Source organism: Pseudomonas fluorescens NCIMB 11764 (genome assembly GCF_000293885.2).
GTDB classification, from domain to species: domain Bacteria; phylum Pseudomonadota; class Gammaproteobacteria; order Pseudomonadales; family Pseudomonadaceae; genus Aquipseudomonas; species Aquipseudomonas fluorescens_B.
The window spans coordinates 6,160,836-6,184,238 of the sequence record NZ_CP010945.1 but is presented as its reverse complement, the minus strand read 5'-3'; the positions used below and the strand labels follow the sequence as shown (position 1 = coordinate 6,184,238).

Here is a 23,403-nt window from a genome sequence, read left to right as displayed (position 1 = left end):
GCAGAGGTGCGCTAGAGATCGCATCTGGGAAGTGCAAGTCATGAACAATAAGATCCATTCAACTCTATGCTTTAGCGTTTTCTTTCTTGCAAGCCTCGTTGCAGTGATTACAGCCACCGCGTTGGCTTTGGCTTTTGGACTCGGAGGCTTAAATGTCTACTGATAGCCAGTTGTATCAAAACTCTATAAGTGAGGGGCGTATGGAAAAAGAATCGCCAAACTATCCGTCGGACGACAAGGGGTTGAATCGGATCATTAAAGTATTGAGTGAGGTTGGTGCGAGTCTAGAGGCTTTAGATGTAGCGCTCTGTAGCGGTTTCCCCGAAATTAAAGTGGTTAGAGGATATATGGCTTCGAACTACTTTGTTGAACCTGGATAGTAACTCATCAACCTCTTGCCGTTTTTTGATACCTGTCCAAACGTACCTTAAAGTACCGTGAAAACTTAGCTGACTTTAAATGTCAGTACGTGCTACCCCATAAACAAAAAACTAGGGAGCCAACAATGCGCGATAAATGTGCATTAGCCGTAACTCTGCAACCCATTGCGCTTGCTATCTCACTGGCACTCATGCCTGTGGTTGTTCACGCTGAATCCTCCGCCGACGCTAAAGCGCTTTTGTCAAGTAAATGTGCGGCGTGTCACCTACCTGTAGAAGGCGGTCTGAACCGTATAGACCAGTCCCGTCGGACTCCTGAAGGTTGGGACATGACGATAGGTCGAATGATCGCTGCGCATGGTGTCCGTTTGGAAGCCGACGAGAGGCAGACACTCGTGAAGTATCTAGCTGATACACACGGGCTAGCTCCGGAAGAAACTCAGAAGCGTCGTTATATCCTCGAGCGGGATTTCACTCGGATCGAAGATCCGGATGACAAAAAAGTCTCCGAGACGTGCGCACGTTGCCACTCATACGCGCGGATTGCTTTGCAGCGCAGGACGCCAGAGGACTGGAAAAAGCTCGCTAACTTCCATGTCGGCCAGTACCCAACAATTGAAATCCAACAAGGCGGTCGTGATCGCGATTGGTGGCAAATCGCTTCGCAAGAAATGCCAAAAACTCTTGGCAATCTATATTCGTATCAGTCGGATGTCTGGAGCAAATGGGCTGCTGAAGCGAAATCGAGCGCTGCCGGCAAATGGCGTGTAGTGGGGCATCGTCCAGGTTGGGGTTCATACGAAGGTGTTGCGACTATCACTGGGGAGAATGATCACTACACGTTGGATATGGAAATCAACTATGCCAACGGCAAAACCGAGAAGGGCAACGGTAAGGCGATTGTCTACACAGGCTACGAGTGGCGCGCCAATATCAAGCAGGGCGAACTGCAGGTTGCTCAAGTCTTCCAGCTTTCCAAGGATGGAAAGTCCTTAAGCGGACGCTGGCATGAAGTAGGTGTGGATTCCATCGGGGGACAATTCAAGGCGGCGCGGATCGATGGAAGTGCCACTGCTCAGGTCCTTGCGGTCGAGCCAAAGGCCATCAAGGCCGGTTCGACTAAGAAAGTGACCATCTATGGTGCCGGCTTGAGTGGCAAGGTTAACCTGGGTCAGGGCCTGACCGTGACGCATGTAGTTGAAGAATCCTCTGACAAGGTTGTTGTAGAGGTTATTGCAGATGTTGGCGCGAAAGATGGCATTCGACGAGTAGATGTTGGCGATGTCACAGCTGAGCGAGGGATCGCGGTCTACAACAAGATCGACTATGTCAGCATCGAGCCGGACTCAGCTATGGCGCGTGTTGGAGACGGAGGAGGCTCGAGACCGAAAGTTCCGGTGCAATTCGAAGCTGTTGCTTACGCTGCAGGTCCAGATGGCAAAAAAGGAACTGACGATGATTTGCGGCTAGATTATGTGCCAGCGAAATGGACTGTAGCCAATCTCAATCCGGGTGCTGAGGAAATGAAAGATCTTGAGTTCGCAGGGAACTTGGGGTCAGGTGGTTTATTTATTCCAGGCGATGCAGGTCCAAATCCAAAACGTAAGTACTCCACCAATAACGCTGGCGAGCTTGAAGTTACAGCAAGCGTTGATGATGCGGGGCGCGTAGTTAAAGCATCCAAGCCGTTGATTGTGACAGTCCAGCGTTGGAATGATCCACCCGTCCGTTAACAAGTTGGAGACGCAGTGATGTCTATAACCAATATGTTTTATGTAAATCGCTACAGTTTTCACGATGTGGCAGTCGACGGGCGGCGGATGCTGTTTCATATTCCCTCTAGCGGGTTGTTTCAGCTGGATGATGTTGGAGTAGCGTTAATCGATTACCTGAAAGATCACGAAAAAGTTACGTTTGAGGATTTACGAGAAAGGTTTGGGGGAGTCATATCACCGGATCAAATTGTAGAAACCATCGGTAGCTTCCAAGAACTTTCCATTCTAGGCGATGAGCCCGCAAAGCCGGATGCTGGAATGAAGGTGGAAATCCGAGAATTTCCGTTGAGTACAATTATCCTTAACGTAAATACTGGTTGTAATTTGAGTTGTACGTACTGTTACAAAGAAGATCTGGCTATTCCGTCGAAGGGTCAGAAAATGAACTTTGATACAGCCAGGAAAAGTATTGAGCTTTTGTTGGAGCAAGGTGGCTCGCGTGAGCAACTCAATGTCATCTTCTTCGGAGGTGAGCCGCTGACGAATTTGAAACTGATTAAGGAAGTCGTTGAGTATACCGAGAAGCGTTGCGCCGATATGGGGATAAAAGCTGACTTCTCTATGACCACGAATGCCACGTTATTGAATGAGCAGGTGGTTGACTACCTAGACAGTCATAGATTTGGGATATCAATCAGTATGGACGGCCCACAAGCCGTCCATGACCGGCGTCGAATTACAGTGGGTGGCCAGGGAACGTATCAGGTAGTGGCGGCGAAGGCGCGGATGCTTCTCAGCCGATACCGATCCAAGCCTGTCGGAGTACGAGTAACGTTAACTGCCGGTCATACAGATGTCGTTGGTATTCATGAGCATTTGAAGAATGACTTGGGATTCGCGGAAGTGGGGGTCGCCCCTGCCACTTCGGGGCCGGTTACGGTTTTTAACTTAAGCAGCCAAGAGCTCCGAGAAGTCTTCGACAGCATGATGGTGCTTGGTCGCGCGTATCGGGATGAGGCCCTGGCGGGCCGCAACAATGGCTTCTCAAACATGCATCAATTGATGAGCGATCTTTACGAGGGGCGTAAGAAAGCTTTGCCGTGCGGTGCTGGTGTTGGGCTATTGGCAGTTGATAACAATGGTGACTTGAATCTCTGTCACCGCTTTACAGGCTCCGATATGCCTAAATTCGGCAATGTCGATGATGGCATTGAAAAGGAGAAACTTGGTAAGTTTTTAGAAGCAGCAACCGACCGCTCTAACAAAGGATGTTCAACTTGTCGGATTCGCAATTTATGTGCTGGGGGGTGCTACCACGAATCATATGCACATTTTGGCGATCCTCTTTCACCAACCTATCACTATTGCGATCTGATGCGTGAGTGGGTCGATTTTGGTATTGGTGTTTATACCGAAATTATCGAGAAAAACCCAAGCTTCTTTCGGAAGCACCTCAGCACTAGGAGTGTCCAATTATGAATCATATGAAACCCATGAATCAGAAGGCTCATCAAGTTGAAGTGGCCGTCGCGAAAGGTGAGACAGAAGAAGTCTTGGCCATGTCTGCAGTGGCAGGCTGTGCTACGACCTTCGACCCGGGTTGGGAGGTCGATCCGTTCCTCGGTGTGGCGGGACTTTGTCAGCCAATGGAAGCCGACTTGTATGGTTGTTCAGATCCTTGCTGGTGGCCAGCACAAGTACCTGACAGCTTGAACACCTACACAGAGTGGAGCGTGAGTAATGATTCCGCGCCACAAGATTGGACTAATCTTCAAGCCGTCTTCCCAAAATAACTAGATGTCACTATTCACAATCCACGTGATGGGTTAATAGGAAGTCATATGAACAAAAACAAGCAACTTCCATGTCGTTCTGTCCTGTATGCGGCGACGATTGCTCTTGGTCTTGGTTTCTACAGTCAATTATCTTTGGCCAAGGATTATCTGGTTACAGCAGCGCGTCCAAATTTGATCATAGTAGCCGACGCAGAACAGCGAAAAGTTATTAATACATTCAAAATTCCCAATACTTCAATGGGTAACAGTCCTGGCGCCTTGGCTGTTTCGAAGGATGGGAAAACTGTCTATGTGATCCATAATCGCTGGGAAAGCGTTTCGGGCATTGACTTGGAAAGCGGTAAGGAAGTCTTTCGTGCTGATCTCTCCAGTGGAGGCGTGCGGGGCAAAGCTCCTTATGCCATCGATGTAAGTCCAGACGGAAAAGAGCTGGCTGTCTATGTCACACAGACTGAACTGTTGCCGGGCGAATACAAAATCAATGATCCATTTATCGCCATCTTCGATACTGCAAGTGGGCTTTCAGCCCAACCTGTAAGAAAGCTGAAATCACCGCGCAGGGTCACTTCGCTCATGTACTCGCCGGACTACAAGCGGCTCTATGCGTTCAGCTGGGACATGCTGGTACTTGACCCTAAAACGGGCGAGCAGATAGGTCAGCATCCATGGCGCAGTTGGAAACGTAGCAAGTTTGGCGAGCCAGATACGTTGGCGATTTGGCCGCAGTTTGAACAGGCCAGTGAGTTTGCAACTCCGTATTACATAAATTATCAGAACAAAGATAAGTCTATCACCCAGCGAGCGGGTATCTGGTCACTGGACATGGTCCACGATAAAGTTCGTTTCTCTGAATTTGAAGACGCGAAAATCGTCCTGTTTTCGACTGTGATCAATCCTGTTCGCCGTAATGAGGCGTACACGGTTTACACGCAGCTAACCAAAACGGACGTCGACACCGGGAAATTAATCAAACGTATTGATCTGGACCACACGTATTACAACGTGAACGTTTCCAGTGACGGTAAAGAGTTGTACATCGGCGGCACCATTGACGATATTGCTGTATATGATTCGCAGACCCTGGATCTCAAAGGGAAAATAAAAATCCCCGGCGGTGGAGATCAGGTTCTGACATCACTCCGTATCGTACAGCGTTAGTCGCAAATCATGGCCTCGATGTTTCGCCGTCAAGTGCCTGGGAGCGTGCCTAAAGGCGCGCTCCCACTACAGAAAGAATCTAACTCATCTATGTGGTACTGGTTATTGGGGTTTGTTAAGCCTCATAGGGCAGCTCTGTCGCTGGTTCTCGCACTATCGCTGACGGCAGCCGCTGCTGGCCTCGCGCAACCCTACTTAACTCAGCGTCTGATTGATGACGGCATCATGAAAGGACAGCTAGGTGTCGTTTATTCAGTAGTTGTGGCTATCATTGCGATGGCTCTTTTGTCTGCTTTTTTGGGGGGCGTCACTCGTTATATATATGTAGGCACTTCAGCAAAAGTACTGCATTCGATAAGAGAAGCTCTCTTCTCTCATTTGTTGAAGTTGTCGCCGGCCTTCTACTCCACGACCCGGCAAGGCGATATTTTACAACGTCTTGACGGTGATATCGCGGAACTTCAGCGGTTCGCGGTGGATGCGATTTTAAGTGTAATCAATAACAGCGTCATGCTGATAGGGTCAATGGTCATGTTGGCCTGGATGAGTACCGAACTTACCCTGTTGATGCTTGCTGTGCTGGTTATTAATGGCAGCTTCCTGAAGTTGATCAGGCCAGCTCTTGAGCGACTGACCAAGCGTACCCGCGAAAGCGCTGCCAATATCGCTTCGTTCATTGTTGAGATTCTCTCGTCCTCAAAATGCGTGCAAATGTTCAATGGCCAGGACCAGGAAAAGGACTGTCTTGTGATCTTACACAAAGAACTGCGTGCTCAGACGCTGTCACTACAGATATATAGTTATCTGGCCGGCTCGTTTCCTAGCGTAGTGTTTTCCTTGTCGGTGGCAGCGGTATTTTGGGTCGGAGGCAACAGGGTCATTAATGAACACACTATGACACTTGGGATACTCATTGCTTTCGTCACCTATATGCAAAAAGCAAGCGGTCCCTTGCAGTCACTTCTCGGGCTGTATGTCGGTTATCAGAGAGCCAAAGTTTGTTTGAGTCGGGTCCAAGAGCTTGCACAACAAGAGCCGGCGGTTTCGGAGCCCGCGCCACACACGGTCTATGTTGTCCGTAGTAGAGGGGAAATCCTGTTTAGAAATGTGTATTTCAACTATCCCAAAGCGCAGGAAAATCTTCTAAATAATCTCAATTTTCATATTCCGCCCGGAAGCAGAGTGGCAATTCGTGGAGACTCCGGTGTAGGAAAATCAACTCTCGCGGATTTGCTACAGCGACACTTTGATCCTAACTCCGGACAAATCTTAATCGACGGGTTAGATCTTCGACGACACGATATTCGAGGGCTTCGGCGTTCGGTGGTCGTGGTTTCTCAAGATGTTCAACTATTCAGCAAAAACCTCATGGAAAACATTCGCTACGGTCGCCCCAACGCATCTGATGACGAAGTATTGGAGGCCGCCAGCCTGGCAGGGCTGGATGATCTCATCGAACAGTTTCCTGAAGGCATCAGGACCTCAATAGGGCAGCGGGGAACAGCGTTGTCTGGCGGACAGCGTCAGCGTGTTGCGCTCGCGCGAGCTGTGCTGATGAATCCCACCATCCTTGTCCTAGATGAGAGCACGAGTGGTATCGACAGAGGCCTAGAAGAGCGAATTCATCAAAAAATCGACACGTTGTTTGTCGGTAAGACGCGTGTGTTTATTAGCCATCGTCCTTCGCTCCGCGAACATTTCGATGTTGTGATCGATCTGAATGTCCAAAAGTTGGAGGGCGCGCAGTGAACCCACGTGTCGGCATTATCGATAGCGGTGTATCAGAGGCGCTGTTCCCTCATGTTGCCGAATCAAATCGATTTGATGAATTGCCTGGGGCTGACCCCGCCCAGCCGGATGCAGTGGGCCACGGGGACCAACTGGCGCGGATGATCCTGCGTCATTGCAATAGGGCTGAACTTCATATTGCCCAGGTTTTCCACACGACTAGGCATGCACCAATTAGTCGGATCGTAAGCGCTATCGACTGGTTAGTCGTAAGTGGAGCGCAGCTTATTAACATGAGCTTCGGCATCAGGTCACCGTCGGATGAACTCCTCTATGCCTGTGAATACGCGAAGGCACGAGGCGTGCTGTTAATTGCTTCTGCGCCATCCACGGGGGGAGTTGTTTTTCCTGCGGGGTGGTCGAGTTGTCTTTCGGTGACTGGAGATGTGCGTTGTGGCGTAGAGCAGATTTCATGGCTTAACCAAAAGCATGCGGAATTCGGTGCGTGTTCGATGCTTGACCCCAGAGACCCCGAGCAAGGAGGGGGGGCCAGTCTGGCTTGCGCACGAGTAACCGGAATGGCCGCTCAACTAATGGGGGCAGAAAACATCCCACTGCACAGGCTTCCTAATTTTCTACGCAGTAGCGCGTCTTACATTGGCGCAGAGCAACGTCGCACATGAGCATTTTGCAGGTTGCAGGTTCGCCTCGTTGGGTATGGGTTAGCGCCGTCATTGTCCTGACTGTGGCAGCGTTGCACGCAAACTTCGATATAGGAAACCCTCTGCTCTGGATTACCGGCACCCTTACCTTTGCCAGCACTTTCCTCTACAAGTGGCGTAAGAATCTTCTTAACCTGGCTACTGGCGTTTTGATAGGTGAGTGCATCGCACTTGCCTTAGCGTTGGGCTTAGATAGGTTTGAAATTCGCTATGTCTGGCTTTATAGCAGTGAAGGATTACCTTTTTATCTAAAGCTCGCCAATGTATGGGGAGGCGATGAGGGCACCATTCTGTTGCTGGCTACGTTATGCATGCCCGCCGCCCTCCGGTTTGCTGACGCCGACAGTGTCGAGGGACGCTTCTCTCCGTTGATTCCGGCCTGGTACATACTTACCACCGCCATGCTTGGCCCTTTCACCCCTACACCTGTCGAATGGCAGGCATCCCAGAGCAGCCAAGGCATGAACGCCCATCTGCAGACGTTTTGGATGGCGCTCCACGCACCATTGATACTCGGTGCCTATGCTTGGGCGCTGGCTTCAGCGCCCAGTGCGATCCAAGCGTTGATTAACGGCTGCGGGAGCTTTCGCGCCTCAGCGACTCTCTATGGGCGCCGAGCATGGCTGGTGCTCACGGCCGGTATCGGCTTCGGCATGATCTGGGCTTTGGAAGATTTCACCTTCGGTCAACTCTGGCACTGGGACCCAGTCCAGACGTCTGCCTTTATTCTTTGGGCGCTCTTGGGAGCCGTTCTGCATGGAGTCCGCACTTGGAAGGTTGACGGCTCATTCGCACAGGCTTTGCCAGTTCTCAGCCTTGTCGCTGCCGCCTCAGCTTGTTTGGCGATGGCCATAACGCGCTCCGAAGTTCTGGCAAGTTCGCACCGGTATATTGGTACGACTTCTTGGATGAGCCATCTCTTTCTGGCCGTTCTATTGGTCCTCCTCGCACTTGGATTAGTGATTCGTAATGTCATTGATCAAAAGGCCCGAACACAAGCTAAGCGGCGTACGGCGTTTGAAATTTGGCTATCTGTGTATGGCTTCGTGTTCGCAGCACTCTTCGCCATCTTCGGCCTCGCACAGGCTCATTTCTACGCCGCAGCGGGTGCATTAAAGCCTGATAGCTTGAGACCCTTCTTTGAGACGCTGAGCAATTGGGCCAGCTCTGCCGAAATGAGTTCTCTGCGTCAGGCCTTCGCGCGCTGGGATGTCGATGGCCATACCCTAGGCTCCTTCCTGCTACCAATCATCCTCACGTTAGGCTTGACTGGGAGTCATGTGTTCATATGCAAAACTGTTGGAAGGAACCTCTCTCGCACCTTTACATTGATCGCAACGTTCGCAGTTGCGCTGGTGGGATATCGCGGTGGTTACCTGTCATACACTTATGAAGGTAGCGGTGTTCTGTCCCAAACCATCGTGTCAGTAATCCATCTGATAGATGCTGCATTAGTTGCTGGAGTGTTCTTGCTGCTGTCCAGTCTATTGTGGTGCGTCACCAGCGTTTGGCGCAGCCGAAGAGTTGGGGCACTTCGCTACACCGGCAGTTTGGCCCTCATCCATGGTGGAGCGGTTTTTGCGTTAGTGGGCGGGCTGGCGGCAACGGTGCTCAATAGTTACGTACCTGTGCTTGTGCCGCCGACCGATGACCCCTCGCAGTGGCACACGGTTGGCCAAGGCATGGAACTGCGTGTTTCACCCGAGAGCAACGCCACTAACTTTTCTGGCTACAAAGCAGTGGCGAATGTGGAAATTAGACAAAACGGAGTGGTGCTAGCTGGCCGAGCGCTCTTTCAAGATGCACGTAGCTTACCTCCGGGCTATCAGGGACCGGTGAGACAACTCTGTGAGCTTCTTGATTATCGATATGCCAGACATGCTGGAGACCGGGGTTATCTGCTACACCCGTTCATCGTGCGGAGCTGGGCAAGTGATATGCAAGTCTGGGTACCAGCTTCTCCTAAGCTAATGGATTCGGCCGGCACTGTTGGAGCAGAGAATCAGACTTTGGTTGTGGTTCGGCACTATCCGTTGGTATCGCTCGTATGGGGCGGTTTTATATTGATGCTCTTAGGAATGTTGTTGGTTCCTAAGGGACAAGTGAGGTTTTAAGATGAAACGGATCACCGTGCTTGGTGCCGGACCTGCAGCGGTGGTCTCGGCATTGTTGCTAAATCGTATGAATTTCGCAGTACAAGTCCTCGGTCGTCGCCGCCGGGATCCGCTTCTCGAAGGGGCATCTCCTCGGGTTGCGGAGGGATTGCATCGCGCAGGTTGTATGTATGCTCTTGAAACTATGGGACCCTTGTGGCAGCGCGCTTCGGCCTGGGGAGGGGAGTTTCAGATCGCTAATGCAGAGCATGTGATTGAGCGCAGTCTGTTCGACAGCGCTCTGATTGACGATCTGGAAGAGGCAGGTGTCGACTTTCATGACGTAACGATAGCGGGCTTCGACCGCGCTGATGGTGAAAATCGAATTTATACCAGACGTCCCGACCACAGTCCGATGACCTTCTTCGCCGATTATCTTGTCGACGCACGAGGCAAATCGACACCCAAGGTGACACAAAATATTCTGTCTGGACCTTTGAGCGTGGCGCTCACTCGCCACTTCTTCGGTGGTAAGTGCGGAGCCAGACGAACAGTTGCAGAATCGTTCGAGGATGGTTGGGCGTGGAGCACTGCAGATCTGGACGGTAAGTGCAGTGTGCAGTTTATTGTCGATTCATGCGCCTTGTTAAGGAGCGGTGACCTTAATATCAGGCATGACTATTTCTACTCCAAACTAGTCGCCATTCCCAGAGAGTTGGGCAATCTCGTCGCCTGCAGCGACACGGTCGTTCGCGGCGCGCAAGCGGTGCTTCGCGGTGGCCTGATAAGCCCATTTGCTCTGCGTGTTGGAGATGCTGCCTATAGCAATGATCCGCTTTCAGGTCATGGTATCTATGAAGCAATATCCGGGGCGTTCGCGGCGGCGCCGGTGATCAATACGATACTGAACGACCCCGCTCAAGAGCGTTTAGCGATCCGTTACTACGAGGATCGTGCTGCGCTGACATTCGCTCAGCGTGCAAAAGCTGGAGTGTCCTATTACCAAAGTGAGCTTGAATGGGCTGAGCACGGATTCTGGAATGCGAGGAGCACTTGGGAGCAGTGGAAACCTTTTTTAGCAAGCAAATGTAGCAGCGGTCTGATTACGGCTATGCCGGTTGTAGAGGATGGGTTCATCCAGACGAGAAACATTGTAATTACCGATCAGCACCCCCAAGGCGTCCGTTTTTTTAACGGGGTGGATCTAGCCGAGCTCATTGTTCACCTCTGCGAGCGTGGGACATTGGACGCCTTGCAAACAGCGGAATTGCGAGTCAAAGCGGACTCGCACCAAATCACCGCAGCCATCCATTGGCTATCCAATCTACCAGAGCTTTCTGTCCCGACCTTCGATGCTTTTATAGAGCGGCTAAGGGCGATAACACTCCAAGCTGTTTCAAGCCAATAGCCTCCCGGAGGCTCGTGATCCCTTGACCAGTCCTGACCTGCAAACCGTTGCCCTTGCCTGTGAGCGAGACCTTCGGCTGCTCTTCGAAAATCTCGATTTGAGAATGGCCAGTGGCGAAATGGTACAAATCAGTGGCCCCAACGGCAGTGGCAAGACCAGCCTGTTGCGCCTGTTATCCGGCCTGATGCACCCGACCGCGGGTCAAGTGCTGCTCAACGGTCAACCGTTGAGCGAGCAACGCGCGGAGCTTGCGCGCAATCTTTTGTGGATCGGCCATGCCGCCGGCATCAAGGACTTACTGACCCCGCAAGAGAACCTCAGCTGGCTGTGCGCCCTGCATCAACCGGCGTCCCATGAGGCGATCTGGCAGGCCCTGGCGGCTGTCGGGCTGCGCGGTTTCGAGGATGTTCCTTGCCACACGCTGTCTGCGGGTCAACAGCGCCGCGTGGCATTGGCGCGGCTGTATCTGGACAGCCCGCCGCTGTGGATCCTCGACGAGCCGTTCACCGCCCTCGACAAGCAAGGCGTGGCGCAGCTCGAAGAACACTTGGCCGGCCACTGCGAGCGCGGTGGCATGGTGGTCTTGACTACTCACCACACGCTGAGCCGCCTGCCGACCGCTTATCGCGACATTGATCTGGGGAAATGGGCCGTATGAGTGTTTTCGGCCTGTTGGTCGCCCGCGAGGCCCGTCTGCTGTTCCGCCGCCCGGCCGAACTGGCCAATCCGCTGGTGTTCTTCGCCATCGTCGTTTCGCTGTTCCCGCTGGCGGTCGGTCCCGAGTCTCAATTGTTGCAAACCTTGTCTCCGGGACTGGTCTGGGTGGCGGCCCTTTTATCGGTCCTGCTCTCGCTGGACGGGCTTTTCCGCAGTGATTTCGAAGATGGATCGCTGGAACAGTGGGTCCTTTCGCCGCACCCCCTGGCTCTTCTGGTTCTGGCCAAGGTGCTGGCGCACTGGATGTTTTCCGGCCTCACATTGGTATTGCTCGCCCCCTTGCTGGCGCTGATGCTCGGCTTGCCTGCTGCCTGTCTGCTGGTGTTGCTGCTTTCGCTGTTGCTCGGCACACCGGTGCTGTGCCTGCTCGGTGCGGTGGGCGCGGCACTGACGGTGGGTTTGAAGCGCGGCGGCCTGTTGCTGGCGTTGCTGATTCTGCCGTTGTACATCCCGGTATTGATTCTTGGCAGTGGCGCCTTGCAGGCAGCCTTGCAGGGCATGCCGGCGACCGGTTATCTCTTATGGCTTGGCAGCCTGACCGCCCTGGCGATAACCCTGACACCCTTTGCAATAGCCGCTGGCCTGAAGATCAGCGTTCGTGAATGAAGAGGTTAGCTAAATTTGACCACCTCTTTGCAAGAGGGCAGATCCTGAATGCTCGCGATAGCGAGCAGCAACCGTGATGGAAACAGTATGAACTGGACGTGGTTTCACAAGCTCGGCTCACCCAAGTGGTTCTACGGCATCAGCGGCAAAATGCTGCCGTGGCTGGGCATTGCAACCGTGCTGCTGATCGGCGTCGGCGTGGTCTGGGGCCTGGCCTTCGCACCGCCGGACTACCAGCAGGGCAACAGCTTTCGCATCATCTATATCCACGTTCCGGCCGCCATGCTGGCGCAGTCCATCTACGTGATGCTGGCGGTGTGCGGCATCGTCGGGCTGGTGTGGAAGATGAAACTGGCCGACGTCGCCCTGCAGTGCGCGGCACCCATCGGTGCCTGGATGACTGCCGTGGCGCTGGTCACCGGGGCGATCTGGGGCAAGCCGACCTGGGGCTCGTGGTGGGTCTGGGATGCACGACTGACGTCCATGTTGATCCTGCTGTTCCTGTACTTCGGTCTTATTGCGCTGGGCAACGCCATCAGCAATCGTGACAGCGCGGCCAAGGCCTGCGCGGTGCTGGCGATTGTCGGCGTGATCAACATCCCGATCATCAAGTACTCGGTGGAGTGGTGGAACACCCTGCACCAGGGCGCGACCTTCACCCTCACGGAAAAACCGGCGATGCCCGCCGAAATGTGGCTGCCGTTGCTGCTGACGGCGCTGGGTTTCTACTGTTTCTTCGGCGCGGTGTTGCTGCTGCGCATGCGCCTCGAAGTGCTCAAGCGCGAGGCTCGGGCCAGTTGGGTGAAAGCTGAAGTCGAAAACAGCCTGGAGGTCGTTCGATGAGTTTTGCTTCATTCGGCGACTTCCTCGCCATGGGCCATCACGGCCTGTATGTCTGGTCGGCCTACGGCATCTGCCTGGCGGTGCTGGCCCTCAACGTGGCGACGCCGATCCTGGCCCGCAAGCGGTATCTGCAACAAGAGGCGCGTCGTCTGCGCCGGGAGAACGGCAAGTGAATCCGCTGCGTAAAAAGCGTCTTATCATCATTCTGGCGATCCTGGTCGGGGTCGGCGCCGCCGTGGGCCTGGCCCTGAGCGCCCTGCAGCAGAACATCAACCTGTTTTACACGCCGACCCAGATCGCCAATGGCGAAGCCCCGCAGGGCACGCGCATCCGCGCCGGCGGCATGGTCGAGGCGGGCTCCCTGCAGCGCTCCAGCGACTCGCTGGACGTAAAGTTCGTCGTCACCGACTTCAACAAATCCGTGACCATCACCTATCGCGGCATCCTCCCTGACCTGTTCCGTGAAGGGCAGGGCATCGTCGCCCTGGGCAAGCTCAATGCCGAAGGCGTGGTGGTGGCCGATGAAGTGCTGGCCAAGCACGATGAAAAGTACATGCCGCCGGAAGTGACCAAGGCCTTGAAAGACAGTGGTCAATCCGCCCCAACACCCGCTAAGGAGGGTTGATCCATGACTTCCGGCATCTTTATTCCCGAACTGGGCCACCTGGCGATGATCCTGGCGCTGTGTTTTGCGCTGGTTCAGGCCGTCGTGCCATTGGTCGGTGCCTGGCGCGGTGACCGATTCTGGATGAGCCTGGCCCAGCCGGCCGCCTGGGGTCAGTTCGCCTTTCTGCTGTTCGCCTTCGGTTGCCTGACCTATGCGTTCATGGCCGACGATTTCTCCGTGGCTTATGTCGCCAACAACTCCAACAGCGCGTTGCCGTGGTACTACAAGTTCAGCGCCGTGTGGGGCGCGCACGAAGGTTCGTTGCTGTTGTGGGCGTTGATTCTTGGCGGCTGGACGTTCGCCGTGTCGGTGTTTTCCCGGCAATTGCCGCAAGTGATGCTGGCCCGCGTGCTGGCGGTGATGGGCATGATCAGCACCGGCTTCCTGCTGTTCCTGATCCTTACCTCCAACCCGTTCAAGCGCATCCTGCCGCAAATGCCCAGCGATGGCGCCGACCTCAATCCATTGCTGCAGGATATCGGCCTGATCGTTCACCCACCGATGCTGTACATGGGTTACGTCGGTTTCTCGGTGGCGTTCGCTTTCGCCATCGCAGCGCTGATGGGCGGTCGTCTGGATGCCGCATGGGCGCGCTGGTCGCGGCCGTGGACCATCGTTGCCTGGGCTTTCCTCGGTATTGGTATCACCCTCGGTTCCTGGTGGGCCTACTACGAACTCGGCTGGGGCGGCTGGTGGTTCTGGGACCCGGTGGAAAACGCCTCGTTCATGCCCTGGCTGGTGGGCACCGCGTTGATTCACTCGTTGGCGGTCACGGAAAAGCGTGGCGTGTTCAAGAGCTGGACCGTGCTGCTGGCCATCGCCGCCTTTTCATTGAGCCTGCTGGGCACCTTCCTCGTGCGTTCCGGCGTGCTGACCTCGGTGCACGCCTTTGCCTCGGACCCCGAGCGCGGCGTGTTCATCCTGATCTTCCTGCTGTTCGTGGTCGGTGGTTCTCTGACGCTGTTCGCCTTGCGCGCTCCGGTGGTCAAGAGCCAGGTCGGCTTCAACCTCTGGTCCCGGGAAACCCTGTTGCTGGGCAACAACCTGGTGCTGGTGGTGGCGGCTTCGATGATCCTGCTGGGCACCTTGTATCCGTTGATTCTCGATGCCATGACCGGTGCCAAGCTGTCGGTCGGTCCGCCGTACTTCAACGCGCTGTTCATCCCGTTGATGGCCTTGTTGATGCTGGTGATGGCGGTCGGCGTGATCGTGCGCTGGAAAGACACCCCGGTGAAATGGCTGCTGGGCATGCTGACCCCGGTGCTGCTGGGCAGCGCCGCGCTGGCGGTGGTGGCCGGCGTAGCCTACGGCGATTTCAACTGGGCGGTGCTGGCGACCTTCATGCTCGCGGCCTGGGTGTTGCTGGCCGGTGTGCGAGACATCTTCGACAAGACCCGGCACAAAGGCCTGATCAAAGGCCTGCCAACCCTGACCCGTAGCTACTGGGGCATGCAGGTTGCACACCTGGGCATCGCCGTTTGCGCCCTGGGCGTGGTGTTGTCGAGCCAGAACAGTGCCGAGCGCGACCTGCGCCTGGCGCCTGGCGAGTCCATGGCCCTGGGTGGTTATCAGTTCATCTTCGAAGGCGCCAAACACTTCGAAGGCCCGAACTTCACCTCCGACAAGGGCACTGTCCGGGTGATCAAGGGCGGCAAGGAAGTCAGTGTCCTGCACCCGGAAAAACGCCTCTACACCGTACAGAATTCGGTGATGACCGAAGCCGGGATCGACGCCGGTTTCACCCGTGACCTCTACGTTGCACTGGGCGAACCCCTGGGAGAGGGTGCCTGGGCGGTGCGCGTGCACGTCAAGCCGTTCGTACGCTGGATCTGGTTCGGTGGTTTGCTCACAGGTCTTGGCGGCTTGCTGGCAGCGCTGGACGGGCGTTATCGGGTCAAGGTGAAAACCCGTGTGCGTGAGGCACTGGGCATGTCTGGAGCGACTGCATGAAGCGTTGGTTGATGCTGTTACCACTGGCGATTTTCCTGGTGGTGGCTGTTTTCCTGTATCGCGGTCTGTACCTGGACCCGGCCGAGTTGCCCTCGGCGATGATCGGCAAACCCTTTCCGGAGTTCTCCCTCCCGGCGGTGCAGGGCGACAAGACCCTGACCCGCGCCGACATTCTCGGCAAGCCGGCGCTGGTCAACGTCTGGGGCACCTGGTGCATTTCCTGCCGGGTCGAGCACCCGGTGTTGAACAAGCTGGCCGAAAAGGGCGTGGTGATCTACGGCATCAACTACAAGGACGTCAACGCCGACGCCTTGAAGTGGTTGGCGGACTTCCACAACCCCTATCAACTGGACATCCGCGACGACGCCGGCACCCTGGGCTTGAACCTCGGTGTGTATGGCGCCCCGGAAACCTTCTTCATCGACGCCAAGGGCATCATCCGCGACAAATTCGTCGGTGTGATCGACGAGCAGGTCTGGCGCGAAAAACTGGCGGCCAAATACCAGGCGCTGGTCGACGAGGCCAAGCCATGAAGCGCTTGATCGCCTCCGTTGTCCTGGGCTTGAGCCTGACCGGCGTGGCCAACGCCGCCATCGACACCTACGAGTTCGCCAAGGAAAGTGATCGCGAGCGTTTTCGCGAGTTGACCAAGGAACTGCGTTGCCCCAAGTGCCAGAACCAGGACATCGCCGACTCCAACGCCCCGATCGCCGCCGACCTGCGCAAAGAGATTTTCCGCATGCTCGGCGAGGGCAAGGACAACCAGCAGATCATCGACTTCATGGTCGATCGCTACGGTGATTTCGTCCGCTACAAACCGGCCCTGAACGCCAAGACCGCGCTGCTCTGGTTCGGTCCCGCCGGCCTGCTGCTGGGTGGTGTGGTGATCATCGCGGTGATCGTGCGCCGTCGTCGCGTGCAACGCGCCGAAACGCCGGGCTCGCTTTCTGCCGAGGAGCGCGAGCGCCTCGACCAACTGTTGGATAAAAACCAAGAATGATTGATTTCTGGCTCGCTGCAGGTCTGCTGCTCCTGGTAGCCCTGAGTTTTCTGTTGATCCCCGTTCTGCGCAGCCGTCGCGCCCAGCTCGAAGAGGATCGTACTGCCCTGAACGTGGCGCTGTATCAGGAGCGCGTGGCTGAACTGCAGGTTCAGCAGCAAGAGGGCGTGCTCGATGCCGCGCAAATGGACGCCGGCCGCGCCGAAGCTGCCCGTGAACTGCTTGCCGACACCGAAGGCGTTGCCGCGCCGCGGGTGACGCGCCTGGGCAAGGCGGCACCGTTGCTGGCGGCCATCCTGGTGCCGGTGCTGGGCCTGGGCCTGTACCTTCATTTCGGTGCCAGCGATAAAGTCGAGCTGACCCGGGAATTCGCCCAGGCGCCGCAGTCGATGGAAGAGATGACCCGACGCCTGGAGCGTGCGGTCGCGGCGCAGCCCGATTCTGCCGAAGCGCTGTACTTTCTCGGTCGCACCTACATGACCCAGGAGCGTCCGGGTGATGCGGCGAAGGTCTTCGAGCGCACCGTCAACCTGGCCGGGCGCCAGCCTGAACTGTTGGGGCAATGGGCCCAGGCGCAGTATTTCGCCGATGGCAAGAAGTGGTCGGACAAGGTCCAGGCGCTGACGGACGAAGCACTCAAGGCCGATCCGAAAGAAGTCACCAGCCTGGGCCTGTTGGGCATCGCTGCCTTCGAAGGCCAGCGTTATCAGGAAGCCATCGATTACTGGAATCGCCTGCTGGAGCAACTGCCGCCAGACGACCAATCCCGTATCGCGCTGCAGGGCGGTATTACTCGCGCCAGCGAGAAACTGGTGGCCAGCGGTGGCAAGGTTGCCGAGGCGCCAGCAGCCAAGCCGGCAGCGCTGCTCAAGGTCCGGGTGGACCTGGCGGCCGACCTGAAGGCCAAGGTCCAGCCGGGTGACAGCGTGTTCATTTTCGCCCGCGCCACCTCTGGCCCACCGGCGCCATTGGCGGCCAAACGCCTGACCGTGGCCGATCTGCCGGCCACCGTCGAATTGGGCGATGGCGATGCAATGATGCCGCAGTTGAAACTGTCGAACTTCCTTGAAGTCCAACTGGTTGCGCGCATCTCCCGCGCCGGTCAACCGACCGCGGGCGAGTGGATCGGTCGCAGCCAGCCCCTGGCCAGCAGCACCACCGCGCCGCAACAACTGACCATCGATAGCCCGGATAAATAACAGGAAACGCAACCATGACCGTCGTTGCTCGTATCACCCTGCTCAGCAAATGCAGATCATCAACAGATTACTTTTGCCCACAGTGTCCGGTCCATACACACTCTGGCAATGTGGCCAGCCAGTAAGCGACTGGAAAACCGAATAACAGCTTCGGTAATTAGAAAATTCGTAACTTAAGCGCTTGGTAAGAGCTTCGATGTGATCGCTCTCTTTTGCGCTAACCAAGTCTTCTAACAAGGCGTCGAAAGTGCCCTCGCTCCGGAGAGAGGTACCATCCAAAGTTACAAGCACCTGTGTTGTTGTTTGGCATATTCGGTGTGAATGCTCATCACAGCTTGAAGGAGTGGAGTAAGGATTTCGGATTGAAAATTGATGGGAGACTATGGGTTGAATACATAACAGAGAAGTATGAAATTGATCTGAGCAAAGCGCGAATCATTTAGGATCTTGGACTCTGCGGCAGCGGCGAAGTTCATCGTAGTGCTCGGGGAGGGCGCCGCGCAACCAGGCACCATATGGATCAATTGGAGCAAGTGGGTTTCTATCCAATGATCGCCCAGCAGCAACGCCGCATACTGTTACCTGCGCGCATGCCCATCGGTTCGGTGGATGGCAACGCTGGAGATGGTCGAACCGGGTTGAAGGCATTCCTAAACAAATTGGGCTTTGAGCGGTTTGGGGTATGAGTTTCGTTGGCGCATTAAAATTCTGACGTAAAGGGGTAATACGTCAGCTTATAAATACGCGGACACCATCGTCCTGAATGCTGGAGTTCAGAAGGTGCGTTGGCTGGACGCTCATGGAAGGGGGGGGGGCCGAGGCCCTGTATTTACTTGCCAATAGCAAGATTGATTCGATGTGGTTCCCACCGCAAAGCGAGGTACCGCGACTGTTATATTCAACTCCTCGCAATACTTCACCGCTTTGGTATTCACATCACTGCGGGTATGGGCCTTCAGTGAAGGGTTGGTGCATAGGGTGTGGCCATCGTCGCTTACGTCTCGCCAAGGGGAAGCACGGAAAAAATGGATCTATGTTTAACACTTTTGAAAGTCTCTCTGGCGTCGTGACACCAATCGGTATTAGATATTTTGTTCAGTCAATGGGGCTCGTTACCATGGTGTACGTTTCATTGAATGCCCCAGACGTCTTAATCGTTACGTGCTAATTAGCAATCCGCTGCGTCGGTCCGCTGATGAGGACCACACGCCACATTCTCTCCCCATCCACGGTACCCGCTTGCTTATCGAACCTCTGGGTCGTTTTACCATAGGGCACAAGGCGCTATTTGAATTGCTAAGTATCGCCTCGATGCAGCAATGGGACCTGGATGATCGAAAATTTCAAAGAAGTTATATGGGAGATCCTATAAGTTATTTATATTAGAGGCGTTTGTGTGATGGCTTTATCCATAACTTTTAACGAAGCGGCTACGGTATTCTTTAGGGGTTACTGAAAGATGCTTCTTGAATGTTAGTCGCATGTGATCAGAGCTGGTGAATCCAGCTTTGAAGGCTATAGTTTTTAGAGGCAGATCATCTCCGCTTAACAAGCGCCTTGCGAAGTCAATACGAGATTTCTCCAGGAACTCGGAAGGGCACATACCAACCTCTTTTTGAAATAATCGAGTGAAATGGCGTGTGCTCATTGAGGCGCGATCTGCCATCATCGAAACATTAATTTTTTGATCTAAATTGTCAAATACCCATTCTTGTGTCTGTCGAAGACTTGATAGTTGAGTTTTTTGAGTCATCAGGTTTGTGCTGAATTGGGACTGACCACCAGGACGTTTGAGATATATAACAAGGTCTTGTGCCACCTCAAGGGCGAGCTTATGTCCATGATCCTCTTCTACGAACGCTAGAGCCAGATCTATGGATGCACTGACGCCGGCGGAAGTCCAAAGATTTCCGTCGCGAATAAAAATCGAATCTATATCCATGATTACATTAGGGAAACTAGATTGGAATTCACCAGCCATTCGCCAATGAGTAGTGGCCCGACGACCATTTAGTAAGCCAGTTGCTGCTAGAAAAAAAGCTCCGGAGCATAATGCAGCAAATCGGTCAACCTTCTGGGCGTTATGAGTAATCCAGTGTATGAGTTCTCTATTTTCATTCGCGAGTCGTTGTATGTCATGGGCTCCAACAAGAAGAACAGAGTTTGAGGCTTCAATGCTCTCGAGGGTGTCGGTCGCTTGGAATGATATTTCTGTATCCGAAATTACCGGGCCGATAGTAGTTGAGCGAAGAGTAAGGTGATATCGGTCAAGCGATCCACTTGCCTGCAGGATTTTGTTCGCATAAGTGAAGACGGTCATTGGGCCAATCGCCTCAAATGACTTGAATTCAGGGTAAATTACAATATCAATATTTCTTGTTTTACCAAATTCTTCGTGCATTTTATGTTTCTCCTCGGTGTCTGATATCAACGTCGTTTTGTCTGTATTTCACGTTCCTTTGAATACCTAATCCTTTCTTGTGAAGATAAACTGAGGTCTCCAAACCATAATAAAATACGGTAACTAAAATGATAAAATCACGCGCTGCAGTAGCGTTCGCGCCCAATCAGCCCCTGAAGATTGTTGAGGTTGATGTTCAGCCACCTCAGGCTGGCGAAGTATTGGTTCGAGTGGTGGCCACCGGTGTTTGTCATACGGATGCTTACACGCTTTCTGGGCAAGACTCTGAAGGCGTATTTCCATGCATATTGGGGCATGAAGGTGGTGGGATCGTTGAAGCAGTAGGCGAAGGGGTCACTACTCTTGAGGTCGGCGATCATGTCATTCCTCTCTATACCGCAGAATGTGGAGAGTGTAAGTTTTGCAAGTCAGGTAAAACCAACTTGTGCCAAGCCGTGAGGTCAACACAAGGCAAAGGACTTATGCCAGACGGCACGACACGGTTTAGCTACAAAGGTGAGCCTATCTTCCATTACATGGGCTGCTCTACGTTCTCTGAATATACGGTGTTGCCTGAAATTAGTTTGGCTAAGGTTCCTAAAGAAGCACCACTTGAAAAAATTTGCTTGCTTGGCTGCGGTGTAACGACGGGGATCGGTGCAGTACTCAATACAGCTAAGGTAGAAAAAGGTGCTACTGTGGCGGTTTTCGGCCTGGGAGGCATCGGACTCGCGGCTATTATTGGTGCGAAGATGGCGGAAGCCAGTCGTATCATTGCGATTGATATAAATCCCTCTAAGTTTGAAATCGCACGAGATTTGGGTGCTACTGACTTCATAAACCCCAAAGAGCACGATCGTCCTATCCAAGACGTTATTGTCGAGCTTACGGAAGGAGGGGTTGACTATTCCTTCGAATGCATCGGAAATGTCAACCTTATGCGGGCTGCGCTCGAGTGCTGCCATAAAGGTTGGGGAGAGTCTGTAATCATCGGCGTTGCACCTGCAGGAGCCGAAATTACCACTCGACCATTCCAATTGGTTACTGGCCGTGTCTGGCGCGGTTCCGCATTTGGTGGCGTTAAAGGCAGGAGTGAACTGCCAAGCTATGTGGAAAGAGCGGAGAGGGGTGATATTCCACTCGACAAATTCATCACCCATACGATGGGGCTCGACCAAATTAATGATGCGTTTGATCTGATGCATGAGGGTAAGAGCATTCGAACGGTAATTCATTATTAATACTTACCCATCCAAAAAGTTAAAGTATTCATAGCGATCGCGACCTTGACGGCAACATGCTAGATTTTTACTCATTCAGTCCCTCCCAAAAGTCCACATAGCAGCGAGTTTACGGCCTCTTTTGAGGCCGTCTTTTTTACTTTCAAAAAAGGTGGCGTTGAAAACGCCACCTAATGCTTTATTAAGTTATGTGTAGCTCCTATCGCTTTCAATGACTGGGTCTAACAAAGCACTTCGGAAGGCTTGCGACCCTTCTTTGTGAGCTTCTTTTAGTTCTCGCAGCCATTTTCGATATTGAATCGAAACTTTGTCTGCGATTACTGAGACCTCATCTGCTGGCGCATCTTTAGGCCACTGGGATTCAATTACCGGTTTGTCTTCAGCAAAGACGAGATCATTAAATGCAATGTGTAGGTAATCCGAGTCGTCCGATTGTTCCCTGGCGAAGATCAGGAAGTTTTTCGTTGTGTGATCGTCTACTGGACATGACACATTGAACAATACATGCAGCGAATTGCTGGAGTATTTAGATACTTCAAGGTTAATAGCAAACGGTATGCTGCAAGTATACGAGAATGACCCAATTGGAGCCTGATTAGGAACAGCCATATCTTCCGGAGTGTCGTAGATAAACCGGAACTGACCATTGAATCGATCCATAGGAACAATCGGAGGTTCAGCATTGTTTGGATCGAAAAGTGTGCCGGGGTGAATGAATGCAAAGTGAGAAAAATCTGTAAAATTTTCCCATCTACGCTCAGCGGTCGCATCCCACCAGTAAGGTTCTTGGATAACAATACGCAATCTAGGATCGTTGGCTGCACTAAAGTAGGGGATCTCAGTGCAGTCAAAACTAGAGTCCAATCGAACCCAAATCAATCCATAACGTTCTTCGCAATCGAAGCGATCAACCTTAGCCTTGTTGGGTATTGGGCTGTTGGGGCACGCTGGTACGAGCTTGCAAGCACCATGCGTATCATATTGCCATCCATGATAGGGGCACTGTAGGCGGTTTCCACTTACTGTACCCAAGGAAAGCTTAGCTGATCGATGAGCGCACCTATCGCGCATCGCGACGTACTCTTCGCCTAGCTTGGCGACAACGAGTTGTTCATTTAGCAACTTAACGGCCAGAGGGCCGAGGCTGGAAGGGTGCGCTTTTTCAAGCTCAGTTACAGTACACACGGGATGCCAGAAATGGCGAAGATATTCCCGTTCATCATTAATGATTGCCTGTTCCATGTATGTAGCCTTTGTGGATGACGTTGTTATGTTTGAAGCAGTTGGATTACCCGACTGCTATGTCTCCTACTTCTACTCACAGAAAGGGTAAACACTAGGTACATCTTGTATTTACACCAATCATACCGCTGGTACATCAGGTTTCTAATCTGGTACACCAGAAATGTAGGCCATTTTTAAGAACTGTGTCAACCGTTAGCCGTCAGGATGAACAGCAATAAAACGCGCAGATACGAGGCATCGATTTTTAGAGTGTTAGCTAAGTAATTTGCTCATTCGCTCTAGCTAGCAGCTTTGAGCGCGTCGGATCGCTATCGGTGGAAAAGAAACAGAAGAAACGGGTACCGCGCACCAATTCGTTACATCCAGTGCTACACCCTGTGCGGTTTTAGTGCACAGCATTTAAGTTGGGTCAATAGATTTGATAATATCTTTGAGTGAAAATACAAATTTCTCAAGCAAAGCCAATAATTATTTACTGACTTTTGGAGGGATAAGTTACATACCAATGTAACAAGATTGATGGATCTCTAATCT

The 23,403-nt window shown here is 53.4% G+C and carries 21 protein-coding genes; 19 read left to right on the top strand and 2 right to left on the bottom strand.

Translation table 11 applies throughout. The features are described from left to right. Positions 1-152 precede the first annotated feature (152 nt). The 18 genes from B723_RS33260 (at position 153) to ccmI (ending at position 17,982) form a co-directional block, all read left to right on the top strand. Positions 153-380: a hypothetical protein gene (locus B723_RS33260; protein WP_144425284.1), complete on the top strand. Its 228-nt coding sequence runs from the start codon at positions 153-155 to the stop codon at positions 378-380. 125 nt (positions 381-505) lie between these two features. Further along, the gene (gene peaA / locus B723_RS28090; RefSeq protein WP_017337423.1) at positions 506-2,113 is read left to right on the top strand and encodes a quinohemoprotein amine dehydrogenase subunit alpha; all 1,608 of its coding nucleotides are present in this window, start codon (positions 506-508) and stop codon (positions 2,111-2,113) included. Positions 2,114-2,131: 18 nt separating this feature from the next. After that, positions 2,132-3,574, top strand: coding sequence for a quinohemoprotein amine dehydrogenase maturation protein (gene peaB / locus B723_RS28085; protein ID WP_017337424.1), 1,443 nt, complete (start codon positions 2,132-2,134; stop codon positions 3,572-3,574). Further along, a complete protein-coding gene (gene qhpC, locus B723_RS28080; RefSeq protein ID WP_017337425.1) occupies positions 3,571-3,888 on the top strand; it encodes a quinohemoprotein amine dehydrogenase subunit gamma in 318 nt (105 codons plus the stop codon). Before peaB ends, qhpC begins: the two co-directional genes overlap by 4 nt. A 48-nt stretch (positions 3,889-3,936) precedes the next feature. After that, positions 3,937-5,049: a quinohemoprotein amine dehydrogenase subunit beta gene (gene peaD / locus B723_RS28075; RefSeq protein ID WP_017337426.1), complete on the top strand. Its 1,113-nt coding sequence runs from the start codon at positions 3,937-3,939 to the stop codon at positions 5,047-5,049. Positions 5,050-5,139: 90 nt separating this feature from the next. Further along, the gene (locus B723_RS28070; protein WP_017337427.1) at positions 5,140-6,798 is read left to right on the top strand and encodes an ABC transporter ATP-binding protein; all 1,659 of its coding nucleotides are present in this window, start codon (positions 5,140-5,142) and stop codon (positions 6,796-6,798) included. Then, on the top strand, positions 6,795-7,460 hold the full coding sequence (qhpE, locus tag B723_RS33865) for a subtilisin-like serine protease QhpE (protein ID WP_017337428.1): 666 nt from the start codon (positions 6,795-6,797) through the stop codon (positions 7,458-7,460). The genes B723_RS28070 and qhpE overlap by 4 nt, the downstream gene beginning before the upstream one ends. Then, positions 7,457-9,613: a cytochrome c biogenesis protein CcsA gene (gene ccsA, locus B723_RS28065; RefSeq protein WP_017337429.1), complete on the top strand. Its 2,157-nt coding sequence runs from the start codon at positions 7,457-7,459 to the stop codon at positions 9,611-9,613. The genes qhpE and ccsA overlap by 4 nt, the downstream gene beginning before the upstream one ends. 1 nt (position 9,614) lies before the next feature. Further along, entirely contained in the window at positions 9,615-11,000 is a 1,386-nt protein-coding gene (qhpG, locus tag B723_RS28060) for a flavin-dependent monooxygenase QhpG (protein WP_050558250.1), read from the top strand. A gap of 22 nt (positions 11,001-11,022) precedes the next feature. Beyond that, on the top strand, positions 11,023-11,658 hold the full coding sequence (ccmA, locus tag B723_RS28055) for a cytochrome c biogenesis heme-transporting ATPase CcmA (protein ID WP_017337431.1): 636 nt from the start codon (positions 11,023-11,025) through the stop codon (positions 11,656-11,658). Further along, a complete protein-coding gene (gene ccmB, locus B723_RS28050) occupies positions 11,655-12,323 on the top strand; it encodes a heme exporter protein CcmB (RefSeq protein WP_031318599.1) in 669 nt (222 codons plus the stop codon). Before ccmA ends, ccmB begins: the two co-directional genes overlap by 4 nt. 87 nt (positions 12,324-12,410) lie before the next feature. After that, complete coding sequence (locus B723_RS28045; protein ID WP_052909717.1) at positions 12,411-13,166, top strand: heme ABC transporter permease; 756 nt, start codon at positions 12,411-12,413, stop codon at positions 13,164-13,166. Continuing rightward, positions 13,163-13,339, top strand: coding sequence for a heme exporter protein CcmD (gene ccmD / locus B723_RS28040; protein ID WP_017340044.1), 177 nt, complete (start codon positions 13,163-13,165; stop codon positions 13,337-13,339). Before B723_RS28045 ends, ccmD begins: the two co-directional genes overlap by 4 nt. Next, positions 13,336-13,791 carry a cytochrome c maturation protein CcmE gene (gene ccmE, locus B723_RS28035; protein ID WP_017340043.1) on the top strand — a complete coding sequence of 152 codons (456 nt, stop codon included), beginning with the start codon at positions 13,336-13,338 and terminating at the stop codon, positions 13,789-13,791. The genes ccmD and ccmE overlap by 4 nt, the downstream gene beginning before the upstream one ends. A 3-nt stretch (positions 13,792-13,794) precedes the next feature. Beyond that, entirely contained in the window at positions 13,795-15,783 is a 1,989-nt protein-coding gene (locus B723_RS28030; protein WP_017340042.1) for a heme lyase CcmF/NrfE family subunit, read from the top strand. Further along, positions 15,780-16,316 carry a DsbE family thiol:disulfide interchange protein gene (locus tag B723_RS28025; RefSeq protein ID WP_008055373.1) on the top strand — a complete coding sequence of 179 codons (537 nt, stop codon included), beginning with the start codon at positions 15,780-15,782 and terminating at the stop codon, positions 16,314-16,316. The genes B723_RS28030 and B723_RS28025 overlap by 4 nt, the downstream gene beginning before the upstream one ends. Continuing rightward, entirely contained in the window at positions 16,313-16,783 is a 471-nt protein-coding gene (locus B723_RS28020; protein WP_017340041.1) for a cytochrome c-type biogenesis protein, read from the top strand. Before B723_RS28025 ends, B723_RS28020 begins: the two co-directional genes overlap by 4 nt. Further along, positions 16,780-17,982, top strand: a complete 1,203-nt coding sequence (gene ccmI, locus B723_RS28015) for a c-type cytochrome biogenesis protein CcmI (RefSeq protein WP_017340040.1) — start codon at positions 16,780-16,782, stop codon at positions 17,980-17,982. Before B723_RS28020 ends, ccmI begins: the two co-directional genes overlap by 4 nt. A 1,405-nt stretch (positions 17,983-19,387) precedes the next feature. On the opposite strand, the gene B723_RS28010 is transcribed toward ccmI, so the two are convergent. After that, positions 19,388-20,383, bottom strand: a complete 996-nt coding sequence (locus B723_RS28010; RefSeq protein ID WP_017340038.1) for a GlxA family transcriptional regulator — start codon at positions 20,381-20,383, stop codon at positions 19,388-19,390. A 128-nt stretch (positions 20,384-20,511) separates the two neighbouring features. On the opposite strand from B723_RS28010, the gene B723_RS28005 reads away from it, so the two are divergent. Then, a complete protein-coding gene (locus tag B723_RS28005) occupies positions 20,512-21,624 on the top strand; it encodes an S-(hydroxymethyl)glutathione dehydrogenase/class III alcohol dehydrogenase (RefSeq protein ID WP_017340037.1) in 1,113 nt (370 codons plus the stop codon). A gap of 186 nt (positions 21,625-21,810) precedes the next feature. Here B723_RS28005 and B723_RS28000 read toward each other — a convergent pair whose 3' ends face one another. Beyond that, a complete protein-coding gene (locus B723_RS28000; RefSeq protein ID WP_031319057.1) occupies positions 21,811-22,866 on the bottom strand; it encodes an aromatic ring-hydroxylating oxygenase subunit alpha in 1,056 nt (351 codons plus the stop codon). Between the last annotated feature and the right edge of the window lie 537 nt (positions 22,867-23,403).